This is a genomic window from Cupriavidus sp. CER-90 (assembly GCF_057652055.1).
Map to the genome: position 1 here is coordinate 1,771,573 of NZ_JBYGYM010000001.1, position 23,965 is coordinate 1,795,537.

20 protein-coding genes, 1 tRNA gene and 1 riboswitch are annotated in these 23,965 nt (G+C 66.2%); of the genes, 9 read left to right on the forward strand and 12 right to left on the reverse strand.

Annotated elements, in window-relative coordinates; translation table 11 throughout:
- Positions 1-72 precede the first annotated feature (72 nt).
- Positions 73-159: transfer RNA gene (locus AC24R4_RS07920), tRNA-Leu, on the forward strand.
- Positions 160-503: 344 nt separating this feature from the next.
- On the opposite strand, the gene AC24R4_RS07925 is transcribed toward AC24R4_RS07920, so the two are convergent.
- The 3 genes from AC24R4_RS07925 to AC24R4_RS07935 form a co-directional block, all read right to left on the reverse strand.
- Entirely contained in the window at positions 504-1,772 is a 1,269-nt protein-coding gene (locus AC24R4_RS07925) for a D-amino acid dehydrogenase (RefSeq protein WP_487522669.1), read from the reverse strand.
- Between the two features lie 162 nt (positions 1,773-1,934).
- A riboswitch (glycine riboswitch) is annotated at positions 1,935-2,033 on the reverse strand.
- A 59-nt stretch (positions 2,034-2,092) separates the two neighbouring features.
- Positions 2,093-3,304 carry a M20 aminoacylase family protein gene (locus tag AC24R4_RS07930; RefSeq protein WP_487522670.1) on the reverse strand — a complete coding sequence of 404 codons (1,212 nt, stop codon included), beginning with the start codon at positions 3,302-3,304 and terminating at the stop codon, positions 2,093-2,095.
- Between the two features lie 51 nt (positions 3,305-3,355).
- A complete protein-coding gene (locus AC24R4_RS07935; RefSeq protein ID WP_487522671.1) occupies positions 3,356-4,684 on the reverse strand; it encodes an MFS transporter in 1,329 nt (442 codons plus the stop codon).
- Between the two features lie 280 nt (positions 4,685-4,964).
- On the opposite strand from AC24R4_RS07935, the gene AC24R4_RS07940 reads away from it, so the two are divergent.
- A complete protein-coding gene (locus tag AC24R4_RS07940) occupies positions 4,965-5,879 on the forward strand; it encodes a LysR family transcriptional regulator (protein WP_487522672.1) in 915 nt (304 codons plus the stop codon).
- Positions 5,880-5,914: 35 nt separating this feature from the next.
- On the opposite strand, the gene AC24R4_RS07945 is transcribed toward AC24R4_RS07940, so the two are convergent.
- From AC24R4_RS07945 to AC24R4_RS07955, 3 genes are all read right to left on the reverse strand, one after another.
- Positions 5,915-6,595 (reverse strand): type 1 glutamine amidotransferase domain-containing protein, encoded by a 681-nt coding sequence (locus AC24R4_RS07945; RefSeq protein WP_487522673.1) that lies wholly within the window; start codon positions 6,593-6,595, stop codon positions 5,915-5,917.
- A gap of 105 nt (positions 6,596-6,700) precedes the next feature.
- Positions 6,701-7,261 (reverse strand): cytochrome b/b6 domain-containing protein, encoded by a 561-nt coding sequence (locus AC24R4_RS07950; RefSeq protein WP_487522674.1) that lies wholly within the window; start codon positions 7,259-7,261, stop codon positions 6,701-6,703.
- Between the two features lie 2 nt (positions 7,262-7,263).
- The gene (locus tag AC24R4_RS07955) at positions 7,264-7,530 is read right to left on the reverse strand and encodes a PepSY domain-containing protein (RefSeq protein ID WP_487522675.1); all 267 of its coding nucleotides are present in this window, start codon (positions 7,528-7,530) and stop codon (positions 7,264-7,266) included.
- A 253-nt stretch (positions 7,531-7,783) separates the two neighbouring features.
- Here AC24R4_RS07955 and AC24R4_RS07960 point away from each other — a divergent pair, with 253 nt between their 5' ends.
- Positions 7,784-8,782 (forward strand): LysR family transcriptional regulator, encoded by a 999-nt coding sequence (locus AC24R4_RS07960; protein ID WP_400396323.1) that lies wholly within the window; start codon positions 7,784-7,786, stop codon positions 8,780-8,782.
- A 16-nt stretch (positions 8,783-8,798) separates the two neighbouring features.
- Here the strand turns inward: AC24R4_RS07960 and AC24R4_RS07965 are convergent, their stop codons facing one another.
- The 4 genes from AC24R4_RS07965 to AC24R4_RS07980 all read right to left on the reverse strand — a co-directional run bounded on the left by AC24R4_RS07965 (position 8,799) and on the right by AC24R4_RS07980 (position 12,214).
- Complete coding sequence (locus AC24R4_RS07965; protein WP_400396325.1) at positions 8,799-9,305, reverse strand: DUF6630 family protein; 507 nt, start codon at positions 9,303-9,305, stop codon at positions 8,799-8,801.
- A 31-nt stretch (positions 9,306-9,336) separates the two neighbouring features.
- A complete protein-coding gene (locus tag AC24R4_RS07970; RefSeq protein WP_400396326.1) occupies positions 9,337-10,026 on the reverse strand; it encodes an ArsR/SmtB family transcription factor in 690 nt (229 codons plus the stop codon).
- 73 nt (positions 10,027-10,099) lie between these two features.
- Positions 10,100-11,200, reverse strand: coding sequence for a branched-chain amino acid aminotransferase (locus AC24R4_RS07975; protein WP_487522676.1), 1,101 nt, complete (start codon positions 11,198-11,200; stop codon positions 10,100-10,102).
- A gap of 90 nt (positions 11,201-11,290) precedes the next feature.
- Positions 11,291-12,214, reverse strand: a complete 924-nt coding sequence (locus AC24R4_RS07980) for a LysR family transcriptional regulator (protein ID WP_487522677.1) — start codon at positions 12,212-12,214, stop codon at positions 11,291-11,293.
- A 173-nt stretch (positions 12,215-12,387) separates the two neighbouring features.
- Between AC24R4_RS07980 and catA the strand changes: the two genes are divergently transcribed.
- The 5 genes from catA to benD all read left to right on the forward strand — a co-directional run bounded on the left by catA (position 12,388) and on the right by benD (position 17,104).
- Positions 12,388-13,323, forward strand: coding sequence for a catechol 1,2-dioxygenase (catA, locus tag AC24R4_RS07985; RefSeq protein ID WP_487522678.1), 936 nt, complete (start codon positions 12,388-12,390; stop codon positions 13,321-13,323).
- 103 nt (positions 13,324-13,426) lie between these two features.
- Positions 13,427-14,785 (forward strand): SRPBCC family protein, encoded by a 1,359-nt coding sequence (locus AC24R4_RS07990; RefSeq protein ID WP_487522679.1) that lies wholly within the window; start codon positions 13,427-13,429, stop codon positions 14,783-14,785.
- Positions 14,782-15,270, forward strand: a complete 489-nt coding sequence (gene benB / locus AC24R4_RS07995; protein ID WP_487522680.1) for a benzoate 1,2-dioxygenase small subunit — start codon at positions 14,782-14,784, stop codon at positions 15,268-15,270. Before AC24R4_RS07990 ends, benB begins: the two co-directional genes overlap by 4 nt.
- A 38-nt stretch (positions 15,271-15,308) precedes the next feature.
- Positions 15,309-16,331 (forward strand): benzoate 1,2-dioxygenase electron transfer component BenC, encoded by a 1,023-nt coding sequence (gene benC, locus AC24R4_RS08000; protein WP_487522681.1) that lies wholly within the window; start codon positions 15,309-15,311, stop codon positions 16,329-16,331.
- Positions 16,328-17,104, forward strand: a complete 777-nt coding sequence (gene benD / locus AC24R4_RS08005; RefSeq protein WP_487522682.1) for a benzoate diol dehydrogenase BenD — start codon at positions 16,328-16,330, stop codon at positions 17,102-17,104. Before benC ends, benD begins: the two co-directional genes overlap by 4 nt.
- A 23-nt stretch (positions 17,105-17,127) precedes the next feature.
- Here the strand turns inward: benD and AC24R4_RS08010 are convergent, their stop codons facing one another.
- Positions 17,128-22,344 (reverse strand): trifunctional serine/threonine-protein kinase/ATP-binding protein/sensor histidine kinase, encoded by a 5,217-nt coding sequence (locus AC24R4_RS08010; protein ID WP_487522683.1) that lies wholly within the window; start codon positions 22,342-22,344, stop codon positions 17,128-17,130.
- A gap of 186 nt (positions 22,345-22,530) precedes the next feature.
- On the opposite strand from AC24R4_RS08010, the gene AC24R4_RS08015 reads away from it, so the two are divergent.
- The gene (locus tag AC24R4_RS08015) at positions 22,531-23,622 is read left to right on the forward strand and encodes a Bug family tripartite tricarboxylate transporter substrate binding protein (protein WP_487522684.1); all 1,092 of its coding nucleotides are present in this window, start codon (positions 22,531-22,533) and stop codon (positions 23,620-23,622) included.
- 30 nt (positions 23,623-23,652) lie between these two features.
- On the opposite strand, the gene AC24R4_RS08020 is transcribed toward AC24R4_RS08015, so the two are convergent.
- Positions 23,653-23,898: a hypothetical protein gene (locus AC24R4_RS08020; RefSeq protein WP_487522685.1), complete on the reverse strand. Its 246-nt coding sequence runs from the start codon at positions 23,896-23,898 to the stop codon at positions 23,653-23,655.
- Between the last annotated feature and the right edge of the window lie 67 nt (positions 23,899-23,965).

Here is a 23,965-nt window from a genome sequence, read left to right on the forward strand (position 1 = left end):
AAGGGCTTGCAAATCGCCAGAGCTTATGTAGAATTCGCGTCTCGCTTCAACGCAGCAATGCAGCGAAACGAAGCCCAGATGGCGGAATTGGTAGACGCACTAGGTTCAGGTCCTAGCGGTGGCAACACTGTGGAGGTTCGAGTCCTCTTCTGGGCACCAATTCGAAAGCCCTGCTCAACGAGCAGGGCTTTTTCATTTCCGGCCCAGAAAGGGCAGTCCCTGCGGACTGCCCGCGGGGACTCGAAAAGCTTGCGCTTGCCAGCGCAAGCCGGGGTCGCGCCTGGGTGACCGAGTCCTCTTCTGGGCACCAATTCGAAAGCCCTGCTCAACGAGCAGGGCTTTTTCATTTTGGCGAAGCGTTTGGGCTTTCGCCGGGCTGGCCCTCTCCCCCGACCCCTCTCCCGCATCGCGGGAGAGGGGAGAACACCCAAGGCATGTCGACGGCGGCGGTTTGCTCCCCTCTCCCGCACGGCGGGAGAGGGGCGGGGGAGAGGGCGGGCGTATCAAGCTGCCACGCCGCCCACACCTTGGCCCACCGCAACGCGCGCGTGCTGCGTCGCGGCCTGCCGGACCACGTCCCCCACCATCTCGGCCGTCACTGCCGATAGCGTCCAGCCCAGATGTCCGTGCCCGGTGTTGTAGAACACGTTGGCGGCGTGGCCACGGCCTACGCGCGGCATCATGTTTGGCATCATCGGACGCAGGCCGGCCCAGGGCACGACGCTGCGCGTGCTGACGCCGGGGAAGCAGGCATGCACCCAGTCGACCAGCGGACGGATGCGGTCGGCGCGAATGTCGCGGTTGATGCCGTTGAACTCGGCCGTGCCGGCCACGCGGAAGCGGTCTGTGCCCAGGCGGCTGGTCACGAGCTTGGTTTCGTCGTCGAGCAGGCTGACCGTCGGCGCGCTGGCCTGGCTTTGCGCGTCGTTCAGGTTCACCGTGATCGAATAGCCCTTCACCGGATAGATGTTGACGCGGTCGCCCAGCTGCCGGGCAAAGGCGCGGCTGGCCACGCCCGCGCACACCACCACGCCATCGAATTCGCGCGATGTGGGCAGGTTGTCTTCCGCCGACACCACGGTCGCGCGCCGGCCCGTGGTGGCCACCGACCGCACATCCTGGTTGTACAGCGTATGCACGCCCAGGCGCCGGATCGCCGCGGCCAGGCCGCTGGTGAACTTGTGGATGTCCCCCGTGGCGTCGCTCTCGGTGTAGTAGCCGCCGTAGTAGTCGCCGGCCAGCGTGGGCTCGATGTCGCGCATCTCGGCCGGCGTGACCGCGTGGCGCTCCAGCCCGCCTTCGGCCAGCAGCTTCGACACCCGGCCGGCATGCTCGAAGCCCGCCTTGTTGCGATAGATATGCAGAATGCCGCGCCGCTTCAGGTCGAAGTCGATGCCTTCGGCGTCGGCCCAGGCAAACAGGTGCTGGCGCGCGGCGATGGCCAGGCGCGCGGTCTCGACCGTGTTGGCGCGGTAATGCGGGATCGACGCCATGAACTCGGCGAACCAGCTCAGCTTGTGCCAGGTGGGGCGCGGATTCACCAGCAGCGGCGCATCGGCGCGCAGCATCCATTTGATGCCCTTGGCCAGTGTGGACCAGTGCGTCCAGACCTCGGCGTTCGAGGCCGACAACTGGCCGCCGTTGGCGAACGACGTTTCCATGGCCGCATAGCGATGCCGCTCGAACAGCGTGACGGAGAACCCGCGCCTGGCCAGCGCGTACGCGGTCGTGACGCCGGTAATACCGCCGCCGATCACTGCAATGGATTTCATGTGGAAGGTCTTTCAGGACGTCATGGGGTGGCAGTCCGCGGCGCACCATGCGCTTCTCGCGGACGCCCCCTCTGTCCTTGACCTGAGAGATTCGCGAGCCGGGGCTCGCTTGCTCCTTCGGTACCGCCGGCCGACGTACAAGCCGGGGTTCTTCAGAGTTCCATGGCGATACCGGTCCTTTTGCCTGAGAGTTTCCGGGGCGGTTGCTCCTTCGGCGCCGTACTGCCTGGCGGCAGCAACGGGCTCTCCCGATATCGCGGGGTACAACGGTGGCCACTATGCCATAGAAATTAAAGATTCGGCTATCAGGTTTGTTGCCGTCAGGCCGAAGGCACCAGGAAGCGTTGCGCCAGCCGCACCCAGGCTGCGGCGCCCAGCGGCAGCACCTGGTCGTTGAAGTCGTAGCCGGGGTTGTGGACCATGCAGCCGCCGAATTCGCCTTCGCCGTTGCCCAGGATCAGATAGCAGCCGGGCACCGCATCGAGCATCCAGGCGAAGTCCTCGCTGCCATTGAGGCCCTTGGGCGCCTGCGTGACCACGTGCTCGGCGCCCACCAGCTCCTGGCAGACCTCGGCGGCCAGCGCGGTGGGGCCGGCCGCGTTGACCATCGGCGGCGTCAGCTGGCGATAGTCGATCTGGGCCGTCACGCCGTGGGCCTGTGCGGTCAGGCTGACAATCTCGTGGATGCGGGCTTCCACCAGCGCGCGCGTTTCGGGCCGCGCCGCGCGCACATTGAGGCCGAGCTTGACCTCCTCCGGAATCACGTTGTGCGTGGCACCGGCGTGGATGAAGCCGACCGATACCACGGCGGTGTCGTCGGGCGCCACGTTGCGCGCCACCACCGTTTGCAGCGCGGTGATGATGGCGGCCGACGCGGCAATGGGGTCCTTCGAACGATGGGGCATCGCACCATGGCCGCCGACGCCGCGGATCGTGACATCGGCCACGTCCGACGACAGGCTGACCGGCCCCTCCAGCACCCGGAACGACCCGGCCGGCACGCCGGGCATGTTGTGCAGCGCGAAGACCGCATCGCACGGAAAGCGCTCGAACAGGCCGTCTTCCATCATCGCGCGCGCGCCGCACAGGTTCTCTTCGTCGGGCTGGAAGATCAGGTTCAGCGTGCCGTCGAAGCTGCGCGACCTGGCCAGCGCGTGGGCGGCGGCCAGCAGGATGGCGGTATGGCCATCGTGCCCGCAGGCGTGCATGCGGCCGGGCGTCTTGCTGGCGTAGGGCAGGCCGGTGGCCTCGACGATCGGCAGGGCGTCCATGTCGGCCCGGATGCCCAGCCGTCGTGTGCCGTTGCCGACCTTCAACTGGCCCACCACGCCGCTCTTGCCAATGCCGGTGTGCACGTCGTAGCCCCAGCTTTCCAGCAGCGTGGCCACCAGCCGGCTGGTGGCGCCAACTTCGAAGCCCAGTTCGGGCTGCGCATGGATCTGGCGGCGGATATTGACGAAGGTCTCGGTGTCGATGGCAGGCAACAGGTGCGGCAGCAGCTGAAACGGGGTCAGGGTCGGTTCTCGGGTCATGGTGGTCTCGGAAAGTCAGGCTCGCGGCGTCGCGACGGATATCGACAGGGATCAGTGTTCGCGTGTCTCGGCGATGCGCAGCACGGCCACCAGGGCCAGCACGCCGCACGCCATCATGTAGAAGGCGGGGGCCATCGGGTTGCCGGTCTTCGCGAGCAACCATGTGACGACGAACTGCGACGACCCGCCGAACACCGTCACGCCCACGCTGTAGATCACGGCCAGGCCCGTGGCGCGCACGCCGGCGGGCAGCATTTCCAGCAGCATCAGGAACAGCGGCGTGGTGCCCAGGTTGATGCTGGCGGTCAGCAGCGCGGACAGGCCCAGCACCAGCGGGACGCTCGGGTAGTGGTTCATCAGCCAGAACGCGGGATAGACGGCCATCAGGCTGAACAGCAGCGACCCGGCCACCAGCGGCTTGCGGCGGTCAAGGCGGTCCGCCAGCGTGCCGGCAATCAGCGACACCACCAGCAGCGTGACGCCCGTGACACAGCCCGACAGGAACGACAGCGACGCCGGCATATGCAGCACGCGGATCATGTACGTCGGCATGAAGAACACCACCAGGTACATCGTGGCCGTACCGGCGGTGCCCGCCAGGATGCCCAGCACCACCTTGCCGGCGTGACGGCGGAACAGTTCGCCGACCGGGCTCGGGGCATGGGCGTCGGCCTCGTGCGTCTCGTCGAGATTGGCGCGGATATAGAGACCTACCGGCGCGATCAGCAGCCCGAGCAGGAACGGCACGCGCCAGCCCCAGCTTTCCAGCGCGGCGGTGGGCAGCAAGGCATAGAGCGTGGCGCCCGTGGCGGCGCCCGCCAGCGCGGAAATGCCCTGGCTGCCGATCTGCCAGCTCACGCGCCAGCCGCGGCCCTTTACGTCGCCGCCTTCCATCAGCATCGCGGTGGAGGCGCCAATCTCGCCGCCCAGCGAAAAGCCCTGCAGCAGCCGCCCCGCCAGGATGGTCAGCGACCCGAACACGCCAGCCGTGGCGTAGGTGGGGGCCAGCGCGATGCACAGCGTGCCCAGCACCATCAGGCCGATGGTCAGCGTCATGGCGGCCTTGCGGCCATGGCGGTCGGCATAGTTGCCGATCAGCACGCCGCCCAGCGGCCGCATGACAAAGCCGATGCCGAACGTGGCCACGGCCAGCAGCAGCGACCCGTACGGGCTATCCGACGGAAAGAACAGCTTGCCGATCAGCAGCGAGAAGAAGCTGTAGACCGTGAAGTCGAACATCTCCAGCGCATTGCCGATGGAGCATGCGGCGATCAGGCGGAACTGGCTTTGCTTAGCCCTGGCCGGGGTGGCGGAAGTGGCGGGGGCGGCGACGCTGGCAGCGGAGAGCGGCGTGCCGGCGGGCAAGGTGGCGTCGTTCATGTGGGGGCTCCACGAACTGGGTTGCGGAAATCGTGGCGCCCTGGCGGGCATCCATCGCTGAAGTTGTACGTCCTTGGCGATGCAGTATTCCGGCAAACACGCCGCCCCGAAAATCATTTATTGTCATCGTGATAACGAAATGGCATCACCGGCACCATCACTGGCCACGTACCATCAGGACTAGTACCTACGCGGCGCATTCCGGTGTGCCATGCACGGCAATTGCGCAGGCGCGCACCATCGCAAGGCATCGGCGGCAAGCCGGTGGGGAGAAACCCTGATGAAGCTGCAACAACTGCGCGTGCTGCTGGCGGTGGCCCAGCACGGCAGCATCCACGAGGCCGCGCGTAGCCTGCATACGTCGCAGCCGGCGCTGTCGAAGGCCATTGCGGAGCTGGAGCGCGAACTGGGCGTGACGCTGATGTCGCGCTCGGTGCGGGGGGTGAGCCTGACGGCCTATGGGCTGGCGCTGGTACGGCGCGCCACGGTGGTGGAGCAGGAACTGCGGCACGCGCTGGAAGATATCGAGTCGATTCGCGGGCACGCCGAGGCGCAGCTGCATATCGGCTTTACCGCCGTGGCGTCGAGCGGCGCGCTGCCCGATGCGATGGCGGCGTACCGGCAGAGCTATCCGAATGTGACGCTGCGCGCGCTGGAGTTGCGACCGCAGCAGATCCTGGAAGGGTTGCGCGAGGGGCGGCTCGATCTTGGCCTGATCTCGACCAACAGCGGCCCCGGTGGCGGCGGCATGCAGTGGGAGCCGCTGTTTTCGGTCGGCATGGGCCTGGCCGTGCGGCCCGGGCATCCGCTGCGCCGTGCGCGACGCCTGCGTGCGCTGCTCGATGCGGACTGGCTGACGCTCGATCCGCTGGACGATCCCGGCAGCCCCCTGGCAAGCCTGATGCGCCTGCACCGCCTGGACATGCCCCGGCGCATCGTGCAGAGCGCGTCGAACCTGCTGGGGCTGCAGCTGGCAACGCGGACCGACCTGATCAGCGTATGGTCGAACTACGTGTTCGATGGCACGGGGCCGCTGAAGCTGGACCCCGCGGCCCTGGTGCGCTTGCCGATCGCCGACGAGCTGCCCGACTTCCAGCTTTTTCTGGTCTATCGCTCCGAGGACCTGATGACGCACGCCTGCGCGCAATTCACGCGCGAGGTGCGGCATGCGGCCAAGCCGCGCCGCGCACGCTGAGTCAGGCCGGCTCGCGCGGACGTGGCGGCCGGCGGCTACTTCTTCAGCAGTTTCAGCAGTTCGTGGGCCCCGGCCTCGGACGACGCGGGGTTCTGGCCCGTGACCAGTTGACCATCGACCACGGCGTAGCTGCCCCAGTCATCGGTGCGCGAGAACTGCCCGCCGTTTGCCTTCAGTACGTCTTCCACCAGATACGGCACCACACTGGTCAGCTGCACGGCCTCTTCTTCGGTATTGGTGAAGCCGGTGACCTTGCGGCCCTTGACCAGCGGCTCGCCGTCGGCCCGCTTCACGTGGCGCAGCACCCCCGGTGCGTGGCACACCAGGGCCATGGGTTTGCCGGCGCGGTCGAAGGCTTCGATCAGCGCGATCGACCGCTTGTCTTCGGTCAGGTCCCACAGCGGGCCGTGGCCGCCGGGATAGAAGACCGCGTCGAAGTCGTCGGCCTTGACCTGGTCCAGCGTCAGCGTGGCTGCAAGTTGCTGCTGGGCGGCCGGGTCGCCCTGGAACCGGCGCGTGGCGTCGGTCTTGAAGTCGGGTTCGTCGCTCTTGGGATCGATCGGCGGCTGGCCGCCCTTGGGTGTCGCCAGCGTGACGTCGACGCCGGCATCCTTGAACACGTAGTACGGCGCCGCGAATTCCTCGAGCCAGAAGCCGGTCTTCTTGCCCGTGTTGCCAAGCTGGTCATGCGAGGTGAGCACCATCAGGATCTTCATTGTCGTTCTCCGGGTTGGTTGGCGCCGCGGCCACGCACGCGCAGCGGCGTTGGCAACCATCGTAGGCAGCGCGTGGCAATTCCGAAAGCCCGACGTTTCCGGTTTTCAGGGCGAGGGGTCGGCGTCGCGCGGCTTGCGTCCGGTAAGCATCGCGGCGATCAGGTTCTCGCGGCCCTTGAGGCTCATCGCGATGGCCGCCGCCACATGCAGCGCAATCAGGCCGAGCAGCGTATTCGACAGCCAGCGATGAATGTCGATGGGCCAGTCCTCGCCCCAGAACGGGTCGAGCCGCGACATCCAGCCGGTGACGGCCAGCGCCAGGATCAGCGCCCACATGGCCAGCATCGTCACGGCGCCCAGCGGGGTATGGCTGACGAAGCGCGGCGCGCGGCCGCGCATCAGTGCACGGCCATAGGCGAGTACGCCGGCGGGACGCGGCAACCAGGCCCGGAAGCGCGCATGCTCGGTGCCGACGAAGCCCCAAACGATGCGGAACAGCACCAGCCCGGCGGCCACGTAGCCCAGGATGCGGTGCAACGGGTCGCCGGAGTCGTCGATCAGGTCATAGCAGACGATGGCCGCCACGCTCCAGTGCGTGAAGCGGACGGCCACGTCCCAGACGCGAATCGTGTCGCGCGGATAAACGCGATCCGCCGGGGTTGCCATGCTTACTTCCCGATTTCCGATTTGACGACGTCCAGCGTCTTGGTATCGAAGTAGATTTCGGCCTTCTTGCCGTCCTTCGTGGTGCCGTAGATCTCGTAGCAGTTGCCGTCGACCTTGAATTTCTTGATGTTGTAGCCCTGGGCCTCGATCCTGGCTTTCGCGTCGGCCTCGGGCATCCATTCGGACTTCGGATGCTTCTCGCATTTGGCGCCTGCGAACGCGGCAGTGGAAAACAGGCCGACAAAGGCTGCGGCGACGATCTTGTGCATGGCTCAACTCCTCGGACAAATAAGCCCATCTGGGCGGGTGCAGGCATCGTAGAGCCTAATGAGATCGATTCTCAATATAGGTTTTCCCGATGCCGCGTGGCTGCCATCGCACAGTCGCCAGTAACGTCACGTCGGTGTCACGTTCTCGTAATATCCCTACATTGAACGTGGACTTCATCATTGTTCGTCTTGTGGGACAATCGCGGCCCATCGGGTAAGGGTTTTCCCGGTGCCGAGCTTCGAAAGGTTTCGCATGAAAACGATTGACTGGAAGGACTGGGAAATCTTCTGCCGCGTGGTGGAAGGGGGCGGCTTCACGCAAGGGGCCGAACTGGCCGAAGTTCCGAAGTCATCGGCGAGCGCCGCCGTGGCGCGGCTGGAAGGCCAGCTTGGCGTGCGACTGTTCGAGCGCACCACGCGCCGTGTACGTGTCACCCAGCGCGGCCAGCAGCTCTATGACCGCGTGGCGCCATTGTTCGGCGCACTGCGCGAGATCAGCGCCGAGGCGGCCTCGGTCAGCGCCGAAGTGAGCGGCTCGATCCGGATCGCCACGCCCTACGAGGTGGGTTCGCAGCATCTGTCGCCGACAGTGAACCGGTTGCTCAAGCAGCACCCGTCGCTGCGCGTGCAACTGGACATGAACTGGGACCAGCCCGACCTGATCCGCCACGGCTACGACCTGGCCTTCGTGATGACCGATACGAGCCTGCATGACAGCTCGTTCGCCAGCAAGCGCGTCGTGCTGATCGAGCGCGCGTTCTATGCGGCGCCCTCGCTGATTCGTGAGCGCGGCCTGCCGCGCGCGCCGCAAGACCTGCAGGGCTGGCCGACCGTGGGCAACCTGGACGATTCGAACTGGGAATTCCTGCGCGATGGCGTGGAGACGTTCTCGCTCGATGTGGCGCCGCGCATCTGCACGCACAACGCCGAGGTGCGGCTGAAGGCGGCGGTCGATGGCCTGGGCGTCACGCGCCTGTCGCCGCGCTTTGTCCACGAGCAACTGGTGCAGGGCCAGCTGGTGCGCGTGCTGCCCGGCTATTCGTCGTCGCCGCTCAAGGTGTATGTGCTGATGCCGGCGCGCAAGCTGATGCCGGCCAGCGTGCGCGCCTTCCTGAACGCGCTGGAAGAAACGCTGGGGGTGCCGGAGAACGCGCGCCGTCCCACTTCGCGCCTGGGCGCCACCTTGCTGCCGGACACCGCCGAGGCGCCGGACGCGGACGACGCCGCGCCCACGATCCTGACGCTGGAGTGACCGGCCGGCGCCCGATTCAGTAAGGCTGGTCGCCGCTGCGCAGGTCGAAGCCGAGCGTGTCGGCAATCTCGAGCATTTCGTCGTCGTCCTCGCTGCGCGTGATCCAGCCCGCGTAGGCGTCGCCGCCGGTATCCCAGTTCCACAGCGTGTAGCCGGCCACGCGCAGCTGGTCGGTGGCCAGCTCCATCAGCTCGGGCACGCTGGTGCCCTCCAGGAAATCCTCGTCCTCGGGGTCGTCGGTGCCCCAGTTGATCTCCAGGTCGATGCGCTCGCAAAGCTGGTTGAGACAGCCGATGAAGGATTCGACATCCTTCCAGTCGACATGGAAACCCGCCTCCCAGTCGATGATCTCCTTGATCTGGAAGAGCAGCATCTCGGCGTCGGCCTCGTCTTCCTCTGCGTCGTCCAGGGCTTCCTCGAACAGCGCCAGATGCCGCGTGGTCTGCTGGGTGTCTCCCAGATTGATCAGCGCAAACAGGCGGCTTACCGCGTCCTGCGCGTCGTCGTCCAGTTCTATTGCCATCTGTGGCTCCTTTGTGGTCCGGCTGCGCCTGTCATGCGGCCACTTTCCCGATCTCGCGATGCCCCCGCGGCGTCACGCGCAATGCCCGTGACGCCTGGGTAGGCTCGATCCAGCCTTTCTCCAGCATGGTTTCCAGCAAGGCGGCACCGAGCGCGCCGCCCAGATGGGGCTTGCGCTCGCTCCAGTCGGGACAGGTGCAGGCGAACTGGCGGCGCTTGCGCCGCGTGGCAACGAGATCAATACCCAACTGCGCCATGGCCTGCGAGCCGTCGCCGGTCAGGTCGATCCGCGTGCCATCCACGGCCAGCCATCCCGCCTGCGACATTCGTTCGAACAGACCCACCGCAAGTTCCCCGGCCAGGTGGTCATAACAGGTCCGGGCCTGCCTGAGCGCCGGCGGCGTCCCGCGCGAAACGGGCACGGTCCGCATGCGCGGCGGCTGGCTGACCAGCGACGCCGTGGCCAGCGCCTCGATGGCCACACCGATTTCCGGCGCGGCAAGACGGTAGTAGCGGTTGCGCCCGCGCGATTCCACGGCCAGCAGGCCGCCTTCGGACAGCCGTGCCAGATGGCCGCTGGTGGACGACGCCGACAGCCCGGCGATCAGCGCCAGCTCGCCCGCGGGCCGGGCACTGCCATCCATCAGCGCCCACAGCATCGCCGCGCGCCCGGGATCGGCAAGCAGGCCGGCCAGCTGGCTGATGCCTGGAGCGTATTCCATAGTTCATGCATGGGTGAAGGGACTGATGCAAGTATAGGCAATTCGTGGCGCAACCGTGCGCCGTGGCCGCCGGTCAGAACAGGCGGTCCAGCCAGCCGTGCGGGTCCGCCGCGCGGCCTTGCTGCAGGTCGACCAGTGCGCCCTTCAGGCGCGTCGTGATCTCGCCCGCCCCGCCGTCGCCAATGGTGAAGTTGTACGCGCGCCCCTTCACCTTGCCAATGGGCGTCACCACCGCCGCGGTGCCGCACGCAAACGCTTCGCGCAGGCGCCCGCTCTGTGCATCGGCATGCCACTGGTCGATCGCGTACGGCTCTTCGCGCACGGTCAGGCCAAGGTCGCGTGCCAGGGTGATGAGCGAATCGCGCGTGATGCCGGGCAGGATCGTGCCGGTCAACGGTGGCGTCTGCAGGGTGCCGTCGTCGAAGACGAAAAAGACGTTCATGCCGCCCAGTTCCTCGATCCAGCGCCGCTCCACGGCGTCGAGGAATACCACCTGGTCGCAGCCCTCGCGGGTGGCTTCCGCCTGGGCGAGAAGGCTCGCGGCATAGTTGCCGCCACACTTGGCCTCGCCGGTGCCACCGGGCGCGGCGCGCGTGTAGGTGTCCGACACCCACAAGGTGACCGCCGCCGAGGCGCCGCCCTTGAAGTACGCGCCCACCGGGCAGGCGACCACGCAATACAGGTATTCGGCGGCAGGCTTGACGCCCAGCACCACTTCGGTGGCGATCATGAACGGGCGCAGGTACAGCGCCGAGCCTTGCCCGGAGGGAATCCACGCACGGTCCAGGCGGACCAGTTCCCGCACCGATTCCAGGAACAACTCTTCGGGCAGCGCAGGCATGGCCAGGCGGCGGGCCGAGTTCTGGAACCGGCGTGCATTCGCATCGGGACGGAACAGCGCGCCGCCGCCGTCCGGCAGCCGGTACGCCTTCAGCCCTTCAAAGATCTCCTGCGCGTAATGGAACACCAGGGTGGACGGATCGAACTGGATGGGGCCGTGCGGTCCGATCTTCGCGTCGTGCCAGCCCTTGCCCTCGGTGTAGCGGATGGTGGCCATGTGGTCGGTGAAGACGCGGCCAAACGCCGGGCTCTCCAGCAGGCGCTCGCGCTCGGCCGCCGGCAGGGGGCTCGCGCTCGGCGCAATCGACAGGTTGGATCCGACAGCGGTATTCATACAGTCTCCTAGGGGTGCAGGGGGGGCGCCACGCGCCCAGACCCCGAATTTTGCGCCATGCGCGGTGTTTTGTGGTGAGAAACGACCATGTTACTGGCCCTTGTCCATGGGCGCGACGTAGGCAATCCGCTCTTCCTCGTAAAGCCGATAAATCATTTCGAGCATTTCCTTGATGTCCCGGGATTCGTCCATGGCGCGCATGCTCATGATGATGGGCGACGTTAGCGTCGTGTCATCCAGCGCCATATAGCTCACGTCATCGCGCTTCAGCCCATAGACGCTGCTCGGCACGACCGAGATGCCTTCTCCGGCGGCCACGAGTCCCAAGGCGATCTGCAACTCGCGCACCTCGTAGATACGGCGCGGCGTGAGGGCGCGTTCCTGAAACGCCGATAGCACCTGGTCGGCATAGCTGGGTCGGGGCGCTTTGGGGAAGACGATCAGCGTTTCGTAGATCAGGTCCCGCAGCGAAAGCACCGGTTTCGATACCGATAGCGAATGGCCGACTGGCAGCGCGACAATCATCTTCTCTTCGCGAAGCACGACGCGGCGGATGTTGGGATCTTCATGCCGGATCCGGCCGAATCCGACATCGATGCGGCCGTCCTTCAGCGCGCGAAGCTGATCCATGGTGGACATCTCGTGCAGGCTCAGTTCGACCGACTTGTTCTCGTCCCGGAACCGCCGGATGATCTTCGGCAGCATGCCGTAGAGCGTGGAGCCCACAAAGCCGACCGAAAGGCTGCGCTCGATGTTTCCCACGCGCCGTGTCATCGATTCCAGCTCGTTCGTCTGGGCAATCAGATGCACCGCGTGGGAGTAGAAGAACTTGCCCGTCTCGGTGAGCTTGAGCGGCCGGGAGTTCCGCTCGAACAACTGCACGCCCAGGGCTTCTTCGAGCTGCTGGATCTGGCGGCTGAGCGGCGGCTGCGCAATATGGAGCCGGCGTGCCGCGCGCGTGAAGTTCCGTTCTTCGGCCACCGCTACGAAATAGCGAAGATGCCGTAGCTCCATACAATACCTCCAGGATATAGCCCGATACTAAAACGGTGTTGGACTCCCCCGTTTCGCGCCTCTATTCTGCTTTTACGCTCGGTTTCGCCGCCAGATTATACCTTTCGAGTAGCTTTGGATCGGCTTGAAACGAGGGTTAACCCCACCAGAAAAGACAAAAGTCAGGAGCAGACATGAGTCCCAAAGTATTCGACACCAAGGAAGTGCAGGACCTGCTGAAGGCCGCTGCCAATCTGGGAAGCGACGCGGGCAATGCGCGCGCCAGGCAGATCACGCACCGTCTGCTGAGCGACCTTTTCAAGGCCATCGACGACCTCGACATGACGCCCGACGAGATCTGGGCCGGCGTGAACTACTTCAACAAGCTTGGCAAGGACGGCGAGGCGGCGCTCCTGGCTGCCGGGCTTGGTCTCGAAAAGTATCTCGACATCCGCATGGATGCAGCGGACCGCGCGGCCGACATCCATGGCGGCACGCCGCGCACCATCGAAGGCCCGCTGTATGTCGCCGGTGCCCCGGTGCGCGACGGCGTCTCGCGGATCGACATCAATGCCGATGAAGCGGCGGGGCCGCTCGTCATCCGGGGCACGGTATCCGGCCCGGACGGCAAGCCCGTGGCCAATGCCGTGGTCGAATGCTGGCACGCCAACTCCAAGGGCTTCTATTCGCACTTCGATCCGACCGGCGCCCAGGACGACTTCAACCTTCGCGGCGCAGTGAGAACGGGCGTTGACGGCAAGTACGAATTCCGCACGCTGATGCCTGTCGGCTACGGCTGTCCGCCGCAAGGCGCGACGCAGCAACTGCTTGATGCGCTGGGCCGCCACGGCAACCGCCCGGCACACGTGCACTTCTTCGTGACCAGCGACAAGTCGCGCAAGCTGACGACGCAGATCAACATCGAAGGCGATCCGCTGATCTGGGACGATTTTGCGTATGCAACACGTGAAGAGCTAGTGCCGCACGGCGTCGAAAAGACCGGCGGCGTTGCGCTGGGCCTCAAGGCCGACGCGTACAAGGAAATCGCGTTCGACATTGCGCTGACGCCGCTGGTGCAAGGCAAGGACAACCAGCTCGTCAACCGCCTGCGTGCCGCCGCCACGGCGTAACCCCGCGCTGCGGCCTGGCTGAACCAGGCCGCTCCCCCTTCCGCACGAATCCTCTGCACCAATGCCACGGCTTCGCCACGAAGCCGGCATAGGGAGACAACGCATGTCCGCAACCCTCGACAAGACCCGACAACTGGACGATCTGCTGAGCAACGCCGTCCAGGATGACAAGGAAAACGGCGTGTTCCGCTGCCGCCGCGACATCTTCACCAACGCTGATCTGTACGTACTCGAGATGAAGCACATCTTCGAGGGCAACTGGGTGTACCTGGCCCACGAAAGCCAGATCCCCAATATCAACGACTACTACACCACCTGGATCGGCCGCCAGCCCATCGTCATCACGCGCGACAAGGCTGGGGAACTGCACGCGGTCATCAATGCCTGCGCGCACAAGGGCGCCATGCTCTGCCGGCGCAAGCACGGCAACAAGGGCAGCTTCACGTGTCCGTTTCACGGGTGGACATTTTCCAACGCGGGCAAGCTGCTGAAAGTGAAGGACGAGAAAACCACCGAGTATCCGGTGCAGTTCAACAAGGACGGCTCGCACGACCTGCGGAAGGTTGCGCGCTTCCAGAACTATCGTGGCTTCCTGTTCGGCAGCCTCAGCGCCGACGTGATGCCGCTGGAGGATTACCTTGGCGAGACCAGGGTCATCATCGACCAGATCGTCTCGCAGGCACCAGAAGGGCTGGAAGTGCTGCGCGGCAATTCCTCCTACATCTACGACGGCAACTGGAAGATGCAGATGGAGAACGGTTGCGACGGCTATCACGTCAGCACCGTGCACTGGAACTACGCCGCAACGATGGGCCGGCGCAGGGTCGAGGGCACCAAGGCCGTGGATGCGAACGGCTGGAGCAAATCGGTCGCGGGCGTGTATGGCTTCGAACATGGCCACATCCTGCTGTGGACCAACACGATGAACCCGGAAGTCCGGCCGGTCCATCAGCATCGCGAAGAGATTGCGGCGCGCGTTGGCGAGGACAAGGCGCACTACATCGTCAACCAGACGCGGAACCTGTGCCTGTATCCGAACGTGTTCCTGATGGATCAGTTCAGCACCCAGATTCGCGTCGTCCGTCCGCTTGGCGTCGACAAGACCGAAGTCAGCATTTTCTGCTTCGCGCCGAAGGGCGAGAGCGCCGAAAGCCGCGCCATCCGCATTCGCCAGTACGAGGACTTCTTCAACGTGTCGGGCATGGGCACCAGCGATGACCTCGAAGAGTTCCGCGCCTGCCAGGCCGGTTACGCTGGCACGACGTCGATGTGGAACGACATGTCGCGTGGTGCGCCGTTGTGGGTCAACGGACCGGACGCGAACGCGAAGGGCATGGGGCTGAATCCGCTCATCTCGGGCGAGCGAAGCGAGGACGAAGGTCTCTTCGTGGTGCAGCATGAATACTGGATGCGGGTGATGCGCGAAGCCCTGCGCAAGGAACAGGCAGAGGCAGCGGTATGACCATCGACCATCAAACCATCTGCAATGCCCTGTACCAGGAGGCGCGCTTTCTGGATGACCGTCAGTGGGATGAATGGCTGGCGTGCTACGCGGACGACGTCACGTACTGGATGCCCGCCTGGGATGACGATGACAAGCTCACCGAAGACCCCCAGCGCGAGATTTCCCTCATGTACTACGCGGACCGTGGCGGCCTGGAAGACCGGGTGTTCCGTATCCGGACCGAGCGCAGCAGCGCATCGATGCCGGAGCCGCGCACCAGCCACAACGTCACCAACGTCGAAGTGCTGGCCGAACGCGATGGCGAAATCGACGTTCGCTACAACTTCCACACGCTGAGCCACCGCTACAAGGTGACGAACCAGTATTTCGGCACGGTCTACCTCACCTTCCGCAAGGTGGGCGATCGCCTGCTGATTTCCAGCAAGAAGATCGCGCTCAAGAATGACTATATCCGCCAGGTGCTCGACGTCTACCACGTCTGAGCGCGTGGATCGGATCGAGACAGGACGCAGGAGGCAACATGTCCAGCTACAACATTGCACTGAATTTTGAAGACGGTGTCACCCGCTTCGTCGAATGCAAGGCCGGCGAAAAGGTCCTCGATGCCGCATTTCGCGCCAGGATCAATCTGCCGATGGATTGCTCCGACGGCGTGTGTGGCACCTGCAAGTGCCGCGCAGAAAGCGGCAGCTACGACCTGGGCGACGAATACATCGAAGATGCGCTGAGCGACGACGAGAAGGCGGGCGGGCTGGTCCTGACATGCCAGATGGTGCCGCAGAGCGACTGCGTCATCGCCGTCCCGGCATCGTCGGCGATGTGCAAGACCGGGCAAAGCAAATTCGCCGCGACGGTCACGAAGCTCGAACAGCACAACGACGCAGCCGTGGTGCTGGAACTGGACGTGGACAGCATTCCCCCGGTCTTCCTGGCTGGCCAGTACGTCAACATCGATGTACCCGGTAGCGGCCAGCATCGGTCGTATTCGTTCTCGTCCCCACCAGGCGCATCGAAGGTCAGCTTCCTGATCAAGAAGATACCCGGCGGCGTGATGAGCACCTGGCTGGAATCGGCCCGCCCCGGGCACAAGGTGCAACTGACCGGCCCCCTTGGCAGTTTCTATCTCCGGGCCGTGGAACGTCCCTTGCTGTTTCTGGCGGGCGGCACGGGCCTGGCCCCTTTCCTGTCGATGCTCGAAGTGCTGGTTCGCGCGAACTCGCAGCAGAAGGTGCATCTGATCTACGGCGTGACGCGAGATCTCGATCTGGTGCAGGTGGAGGCGATCGAATCCTACATCGCCAGGTTGCCCAATTTCACGTTCAGCACCGTGGTTGCGGATGGCCAATCGAACCACCCGCGCAAGGGCTGGGTGACGCAGCATATGCCGGCGGAATGCCTGAACGGCGGCGACGTTGACGTGTACCTGTGCGGCCCCCCGCCGATGGTCGATGCCGTGCGCAAGTTCTTCGACGACAACGGCGTGAAGCCCGCCAGCTTCCATTACGAGAAATTCACGCCCAACGCGGCGCCGGTGACGCCATGAGCGCCCGTCGATTCGAAGGCAAGGTGATGGTGGTCACCGGGGCTGCCCAGGGCATCGGGCGGGGCGTGGCACTGCGCGCCGCGGCGGAAGGTGCGAAGGTCCTGCTGGTTGACCGCGCCGACTTCGTCCCGGAGGTCGCGGCCGAGGCGGCGGGGGCTGACACGGCCGCCTTCATGGCCGACCTGGAGACCTACGAGGGGGCAGCCGCTGCGATGGAGTTCGCGATAAAGGTATTCGGTCGCATCGACATCCTGGTCAACGGCGTGGGCGGGGCGATCCGGATGCGGCCGTTCGCGCAATTCGAGCCCGCACAGATCGATGCGGAGATTCGCCGTTCGCTCATGCCCACCCTGTACGGCTGCCACGCAGTCCTGCCGCATATGCTCGCGCAAGGCGGCGGCACGATCGTGAACGTCTCGTCGAACGCCACCCGTGGTATCCGCCGCGTGCCGTACTCGGCGGCGAAGGGTGGGGTGAATGCCCTGACACAGTCACTGGCCATGGAGTATGGCGAACACAATATTCGCGTGGTCGCGGCAGCGCCGGGGGGCACCCAGGCCCCGCCGCGACGCGTCCCCCGCAATGCGGCAGGAGACACCGAGCAAGAGCGGCGCTGGATGGGCGAGGCGGTCAAGCAGGTTACCGAGTCGACGTTCTTCCGGCGATACGCAACGCTCGACGAACAGATCGCGCCGATTCTCTTCCTCGCGTCCGACGAAGCCGGCTACATCACCGGTGCCGTGCTGCCGGTGGCAGGCGGCGACAACGGCTAGCACCCGCCCGGATCAAAAAATGGTCATTGGCGTGGTGCCGCGCCTGTCCCCGCCGTGCCGTCGGCCGGCAGACTGAATCCGAATACCGCTCCCTTCGGACGGTTCGGCCATGCCTGCAATTTGCCGCCGTGGGCTTCCAGGATCGTGCGGCAGATCGACAGGCCCATGCCCATGCCTTCGGGCTTGGTCGTGTAAAACGCCTCGAACAGTTCGTCGGGATCGGCCGGCAGGCCCACGCCGACGTCATGCACGGTCACCAGCACCTCACCCGCCGGGTTGACCGACGAACGTACCGTCAGCTCGCGCGCATGCGCATCGATGCCGCGCATGGCCTCGATGGCATTGACGGCCAGGTTCAGGAACACCTGCTGAAGCTGAACGTTGTCGGCGGACACCATTGGCAGCGCCGGCAGCAGTTCGGTCCTGAGCATGACCCTGTGACGCGTCAGCTCGCCGGCCAGAAGCGGCAGTGTCTCGGCGATCATCGCATTGAGGTCGATCCGTTGCGCCTGTGGGCCGGCCTTGCGCAACATGGCCCGCATGCCGACGATGACATCGCGCGCGCGCTGACCCTGCTGGACGATGCTGTGGAGCGATTCCACGGCCTCGGCGACGTTGGGGGTCTCGCGTTTGAGCCAGCGCAGGGCGACATTGGCTTCGATCGTCAGCGCGGCCACAGGCTGGCTCACCTCGTGTGCGATGGACGCCGTCAACGCGCTGAGCGTCATGACGCGGCTGACGTGCGCCAGCTCCGCCTGGGCCCGGTGCAACGCTTCGTCGGCTTCCCGGCGCTGCTCGCCAAGCCGGCTGTTCTCGATGGCGCTGGCCGCCTGGAACGCCAGCAGCTTGATCACCTCGATCCGTGCCGGCACGAACGCGCCCGGCGCCAGCCCGTTTTCCAGATACAGCACGCCAGTCAGCTTGCCCTGGTTCAGCAGCGGCAGGCACAGCATGGAGCGCGTCCGGCGCTGGCGTATGTAAGGGTCGGCCGAAAAGGAGGGCTGGGCCGCGGCATCGTCGATCACCACATGCTCGTGGCACTCCAGCACATGCCGGACGATGGACAGCGGTATCTCCGCGGCCTCGAGCGGCAAGTCGGTCAGCGCCACGGCGGTGGTGTCGTCGCGAACGGCAGCTTCGGCTGCCACGCGATGCGCCGTGCCGTGCGGCAGGATCAGCAGCCCGCGTGATGCCCCCGCGTGCGCGATGGCCGTGCGCATCAGCGTGGCCAGCAACCGATCGAGGCGGGTCTCGCCGGACACCGCCTCGGAGATCGCCATGACCGTGGCCAGGTCCAGGTGTTGAAGCGGCGCACCGATGGTGCCCATCAACGGCGTCGAAGCGGGAACGGCACTGGCGTCGGCAGCCAGGGCGGGATGCTGCCGGTCGAGCTGCCAGACCTTGGCGTCGGCGCCCCAGTGCAGGTAGCCATGGCGAGCCTGTCGCAGATAGACCAGCGCCACGTTGTCGAGCCGCCTGCTGAGGTAGAAACGTGCCGCAAGCTCGTTGGCCAGCGCCTGCATGTGGATGAGGTCGCTGTCCCGGGCGGCGCCGATGGCCGCTTCGAAGCCACGCATCGCGTCGATGTCGCGCCCCTCCAGCCTGGCGATTTCCGCCTCGACCAGCAGGGCCCGGTGCGCGAACGTGGCCGGACAGCGCCGGGCCCACTGGGCCAGCTGCCGATGGTGGCTGGCCAGCAAGGGAAGGTGCGTGGCCAGATCGTCCGCGACGGCGGGATTGCAGCATGCCGCACGCGCCAGCGCCGCGTAGAAGTGATACTCGGCCTGCTCGAAATAGGCGGGAGACGTCCACAGCAGCGCGCGGGCCCGTTCGGCCGCATCCAGCGCCTGCGTGGCTTCGCCCGCCAGATAGCGCGCCTGCAGCTTGCGGATCCAGTACCAGCACGACGCAAGGCGCAGCCCCACGTCGCTGTCGAGCCGCGCCTCGAACGCTGCCTCGCTGAAATCCCTCGTATCGAAGCGTCCGAACACGGGGGTCAGCCCGCGCAAGGTCCGCACGAGCTGGCGCTGCGCGGCAAGGCGGTCCGCCACCAGCGCGAAGCGCGGTCCCCACGCGAACACGCTGCCCGTATCCGCATCGTGCTGCACGCGCCCCAGCGGGTCGCCAACGGCCAGCGCGTGGGTCATCAGGTTGCTGCGAATGTAGGCGGCGTAGGTGAGGTCGCCGATCTGCGCGGTCAGCGCCAGCGCCTGGCGCAACAGGGCGCGTGCCACGCGCAGCGGTTGCGTCCAGTGCAGCAGGTTGCCGCCCGCAACCTGGTACACGCGGGCGCGCACCCGCTCGACGCCTTGCTGCTCGGCCACGGTCAGTGCCAGGCGCTGAAACGCGATGCCGGCCGACTCGTCCGGTGCCGCCGCCGTGCGCAGCATCGCCAGCCATGCATAGGCCAGACACGATTCCTCGCTGTTCCCCAGCGAGATGCTTAGGTTGACCATGCGCAGGATGACCAGCGTGCGCAGGTGATCGTCGGTGTACCAGGCCGGCTGCAACAGCGCCGTGAGCACGCGCATCGTGGCAAGTCCGCCCGCGTCCGTCATGGGCGGCAATGTGCTGAGGCTGGCGATGTCCCGGCCATCGAGCAGGCCGGTCAGCAGCGCCTCTTCCTGCGCCACGACCGACGCAGCGGGCTGGGCGGTCCAGTCGATACCGGCGCGGCGCAGGTAGGCCAGGCCAATCGTCACGGCTTCCACGCGCCGCCCGCCCGTCAGCAGCAAGCCAAGCTGGAGTTGCGTGACAACCCCTAGCGCGGTCAGTGACGATGTGCGTGCCGCCAGCGCCGCCAGCCGGGGTTCGGCACGCGCGGAATCCCCGGTCAGGAATTCGCATTCGGCCATATGCCGCGTCAGCGAGAACGCGAGGGCCTCGCATCGCGCAAAGGCGTCGTCGCCAAGCAAGGCGAGACCGGTTGAAAGATAGTGAAGCGCGGCGGTGTTGGCACAGGTGGACTTGGCGCGCAGCCCGGCGGCCAGGTTCAGTTCCGCGAGCCTGTCGCGTTCGTCCTGCGTGTCGATCTGGCTGGCCGCCCGGTTCCACTGCCCGACGATCGTAAAGACGTTGGCATCGACCTCTTCCGTTGGCGTGCGGTCCAGCAGCAGGCGGCCAAGGTGCAGATGGAACGCCTGCCGCTCCGGCTCGGGAATGCGGGCATAGGCGGCTTCGAGGATGCGGTCGTGGCGGAAGCGCAGCACGTGATCCTTGCGCGAAACCAGGCCCGCATGCACGGCTTCGCGGATCGCCGGGTCCAGTTCGCCGGGCTCGCGCGTCCAGGCGCGCGCCAGTGTTTCGACCGGGGTGTCGTTGCCCAGGCAGGCGAGCAGCTTCAGCGCCGCACGGGTCCGGGCGGATAGCCGGCCAATCCGCCCGACCATCAGTGCCACGACATTGTCGGTAAAACCCTTTGCCGCGATCTGGTCAAGGTCCCAGGTCCAGCGCGCTGCGCTGTGGTCGAAGCGCAGCAGGCCTTCGGTGGCCAGTTCGCTCAGGAACTGCGTGGCGAAGAACGGGTTGCCAGCCGTCTTCTCCATCACCAGGCGTGCCAGCGGCGCACTGGCCGTGGCGTCGCAATGGAGTGTTTCGGCGACGAGCCGATGCAGGTCCGACGCATCGAGACAGCCCAGTTCGATATGGGCCACGCTGGCACCATCCGCGCGCAACGCCGCGACGCAGTGCGTGACCGTATGGCCATCGTCCACTTCCTGGCTGCGATAGGCGCAGACCACCAGCAGGTGCGACGTGGCCGGATCGGCCAGTAACCGGTGCAGCAGTGCCGTGGTTTCATTGTCGAGCCACTGGATGTCGTCGAAGCACAGCGTCAGCGGCCCGGCGGCACGTGCCAGGGCCGCCGTGAGGCAGTGCAAGGCGAGCTGGAGCCGTGGCCCAGCCTCACGCGACTGGGTGTCGGGCACCCAAGGCACCGGACCCAGCATGGTTGCGAGTTCGGGCAGCAGCGATACCAGCAGCCCGGCGTTCGGCCCGAGGGCTTCGGTAATGACGGTGCGCCATGACGCCACGTCGGCCGGGTCGCGGGCCAGCCGTTCCCGGAGCAGGCCCCGCAGCGCCTGCGCCAGCGTGGCATAGGGCAGCCGCGCGCCGGCATCGGCCGGGCCTTCGGTCGAGGCATCGGCCGGGGCATCCGACTTGCCGGTGGCGCAAAGGCCGCCACGCCCGGCGACGGTTCGCGCGAACGCCTGCATGACCGACGTCTTGCCGACGCCCGAATGCCCGGACACCATCACGATTTCGCTGCAGCCCGTGGCGGCAACGCGGTCGAAGGTATCCACCAGCGTTGCCACGGTCTGCTCGCGGCCATAGAGGTGTTCGCGCAGCGCGAAGACGTCCGAATGGTCGCCCTGGCCAAGCCCGAACGGCACGATGTCGCCGTGCGCCTGCAGTGTCTGGCGACAGTGCCGCAGGTCGCGCAGCAGGCCGGCCGCTGTCTGGTAGCGTTCCCCGGGCGCCTTTGCCAGAAGCTTCATGACCAGATCCGACAGGATCGCGGGCACCGTGGCCACGCGGCTGGCCGGTGGCGCCGGCAAGCGCGCCAGGTGGGCGTGGACCCAGTCGATGGGGTCCGAGCCGGCGAAGGGAAGCGCCCCGGTCAGCATCTGGTAGAAAGTGATGCCGAGCGAATACAGGTCGCTGCGCGCGTCGATGGCCCGGTTCATCCGGCCCGTTTGCTCGGGCGCCATATAGGCCAGCGTGCCGGCGATTTCGCTGGCCTCAGGCAGCGGCTCGACACCGCGTGACGCCCGCGACGCGATGCCAAAGCCGATCAGCCAGGCGCGGGCGCGGTCCGCCGCCACCAGGAAGTGGGCCGGCTTCAGATCCTTGTGAATCAGGCCGCGCTGATGGAGCTTGCCGACGGCGCTGGCCATGGCGATGGCGATATCAAGGAACGCCGCCGCGGCCATCGGCGCGCCCAGCAGCGGGGCGAGGGGCTCGCCGCCCGGGTCGTCGAGCAGCAGCACGGCGGCATCGCGCTCGCGCAGCAAGGTCAGCGGGCGGGCGGCCCAGTCCGCGTCGATGTCGTCGCGCAGCGCGTATTCATGAACCAGGCGGTCGAGGGTGGCGGGTGTGCGATGCCCGTCGGCGGCCCAGACGCCGAGCGCGGGTGTCTTGCCGCCGTCCTCCCGCAATAGCCAGCCGCGTCCGAACCGGCGGTCGCCTGCATCCCACGTGGAATCGAAACCGAGGCCGACACCAGCCCGGGGGAAGTACATGGAAGACATCGCTATGCTGACGAAGGGGCGGAGGGAACACCCGAGGATTCAAGGGGGGCGCTGCAGGCAGGCCAGATATTATCAAATAGCCGTGGGCGGCCAGGGGTATGATCTCGTCCGGAAAACCACCCGGTCACCTGACCTTGACCCCGGCGCATCGCGCGTTCCAGCCCTTCCCAGAAAAGCATGCGATTTGAACTTCCCGCGGCCACCGGACGCATCCTCACCCGGATCAGGCGGGCAGCGCCGGCCGGGCTGCAGATATGGCGTCGCACGATCACCGGCCGAGCCGGGGTGCTGCTGGCTGCGGCATTCGTCACGGTTCATCCGGCATGGGCCGCCTACCCCGAACAGCCGGTCACGATCATCGTGCCGTACCCGCCGGGCGGGCCGGCGGACCTGGTCGCGCGTCCGCTGGGCGCCGCATTGCAGAAGCGCCTTGGGACGCCAGTATTGCTGGAATACAAGCCGGGGGCAGGCGGACAGATTGCGCTGCGATATGTGCAGCGGGCCAGGAAAGACGGCCATACCCTGGTGCTTGCCCTTGCAGCCTACGCCATCGGGCCGCTCGTCAGCCCATCGGCCGGCTACGATCCCATCAAGGATTTCCAGCCGGTCTCGCTCGTGGCAAAGCAGCCGCTGGTGCTCTATGTCGGGCCGAATTCCCGGTTTCATTCGGTCGCCGACCTGATCCAGCGTGCAAAGTCGAATCCCGACAGGGTGACCGTGGCGTCGTCGGGATATGGCAATACCAGCCACCTGGCCATCGAACTGCTTTCGCAGGCGGCCGGCATCCGGGTGATGCATGTCCCGTATCACGGCGGCGTCCAGTCCGTGGCGGCCGCCATGAGTGGCGATGTGGATGCCGTGTTCGCCGGTGCGGATAGCCTGAGATACGTCAGTTCGGGCAAATTGCGCGCGCTGGCCGTGGCCGCCGATGTCCGGCTGCCCATTGCTCCTGAAACGCCCACCTTTGTCGAGGCCGGCGTGCGCAATATGTTCGTCACCGGCTGGTATGGCGTTCTGGCGCCGAAAGGCACCCCCGGGGACAGGATCGACACCCTTGACCTTGCCATCCGCCAGGCGCTCTCGGAACTGACGCTCAACGAGATGCTGGCCGGCTACGGTTTCAAGGTGCTGCATGCCGGCCCGGCGGACTTCCAGGCGTTTATCGAACAGGAACTGGCACGGTGGAAGCGGCTGATCGTGGACCGGCACATCGTCCCCGAGCCGGTCGATGCCCGCGCGGCCAGGCCCTCTGGCGGCACACGCCGGTAGCCGCGGGTGCCCCGGTCCGGCAGGCGACGGCTATCGCCTTCGTCTGCCGAACCAGTTGTTACGTCCCAGTTCCTGTTCCACCACATGCATGTGGTGGCGTCCGATGGCGAGTGCTTCGCGCAATTCCCGTAGCAGATTCACGGAATTCAGTTCGTCCCGGTGACGGTGCTGGCAGAGCCGGACAATCTCGATCTGCCGCCGCACCAGTTGCCGGCAGCGGGTGACGTGTTGACGAGCGGTAGCAAGCTCTTTGAGGATGGATGAGGGATGCTGCATGATGGCCTCTGCATTCCTAAGGGTAGGCCTGCTGCGCTGCATCGGCAAGTGCTCATGATCGCCAGAT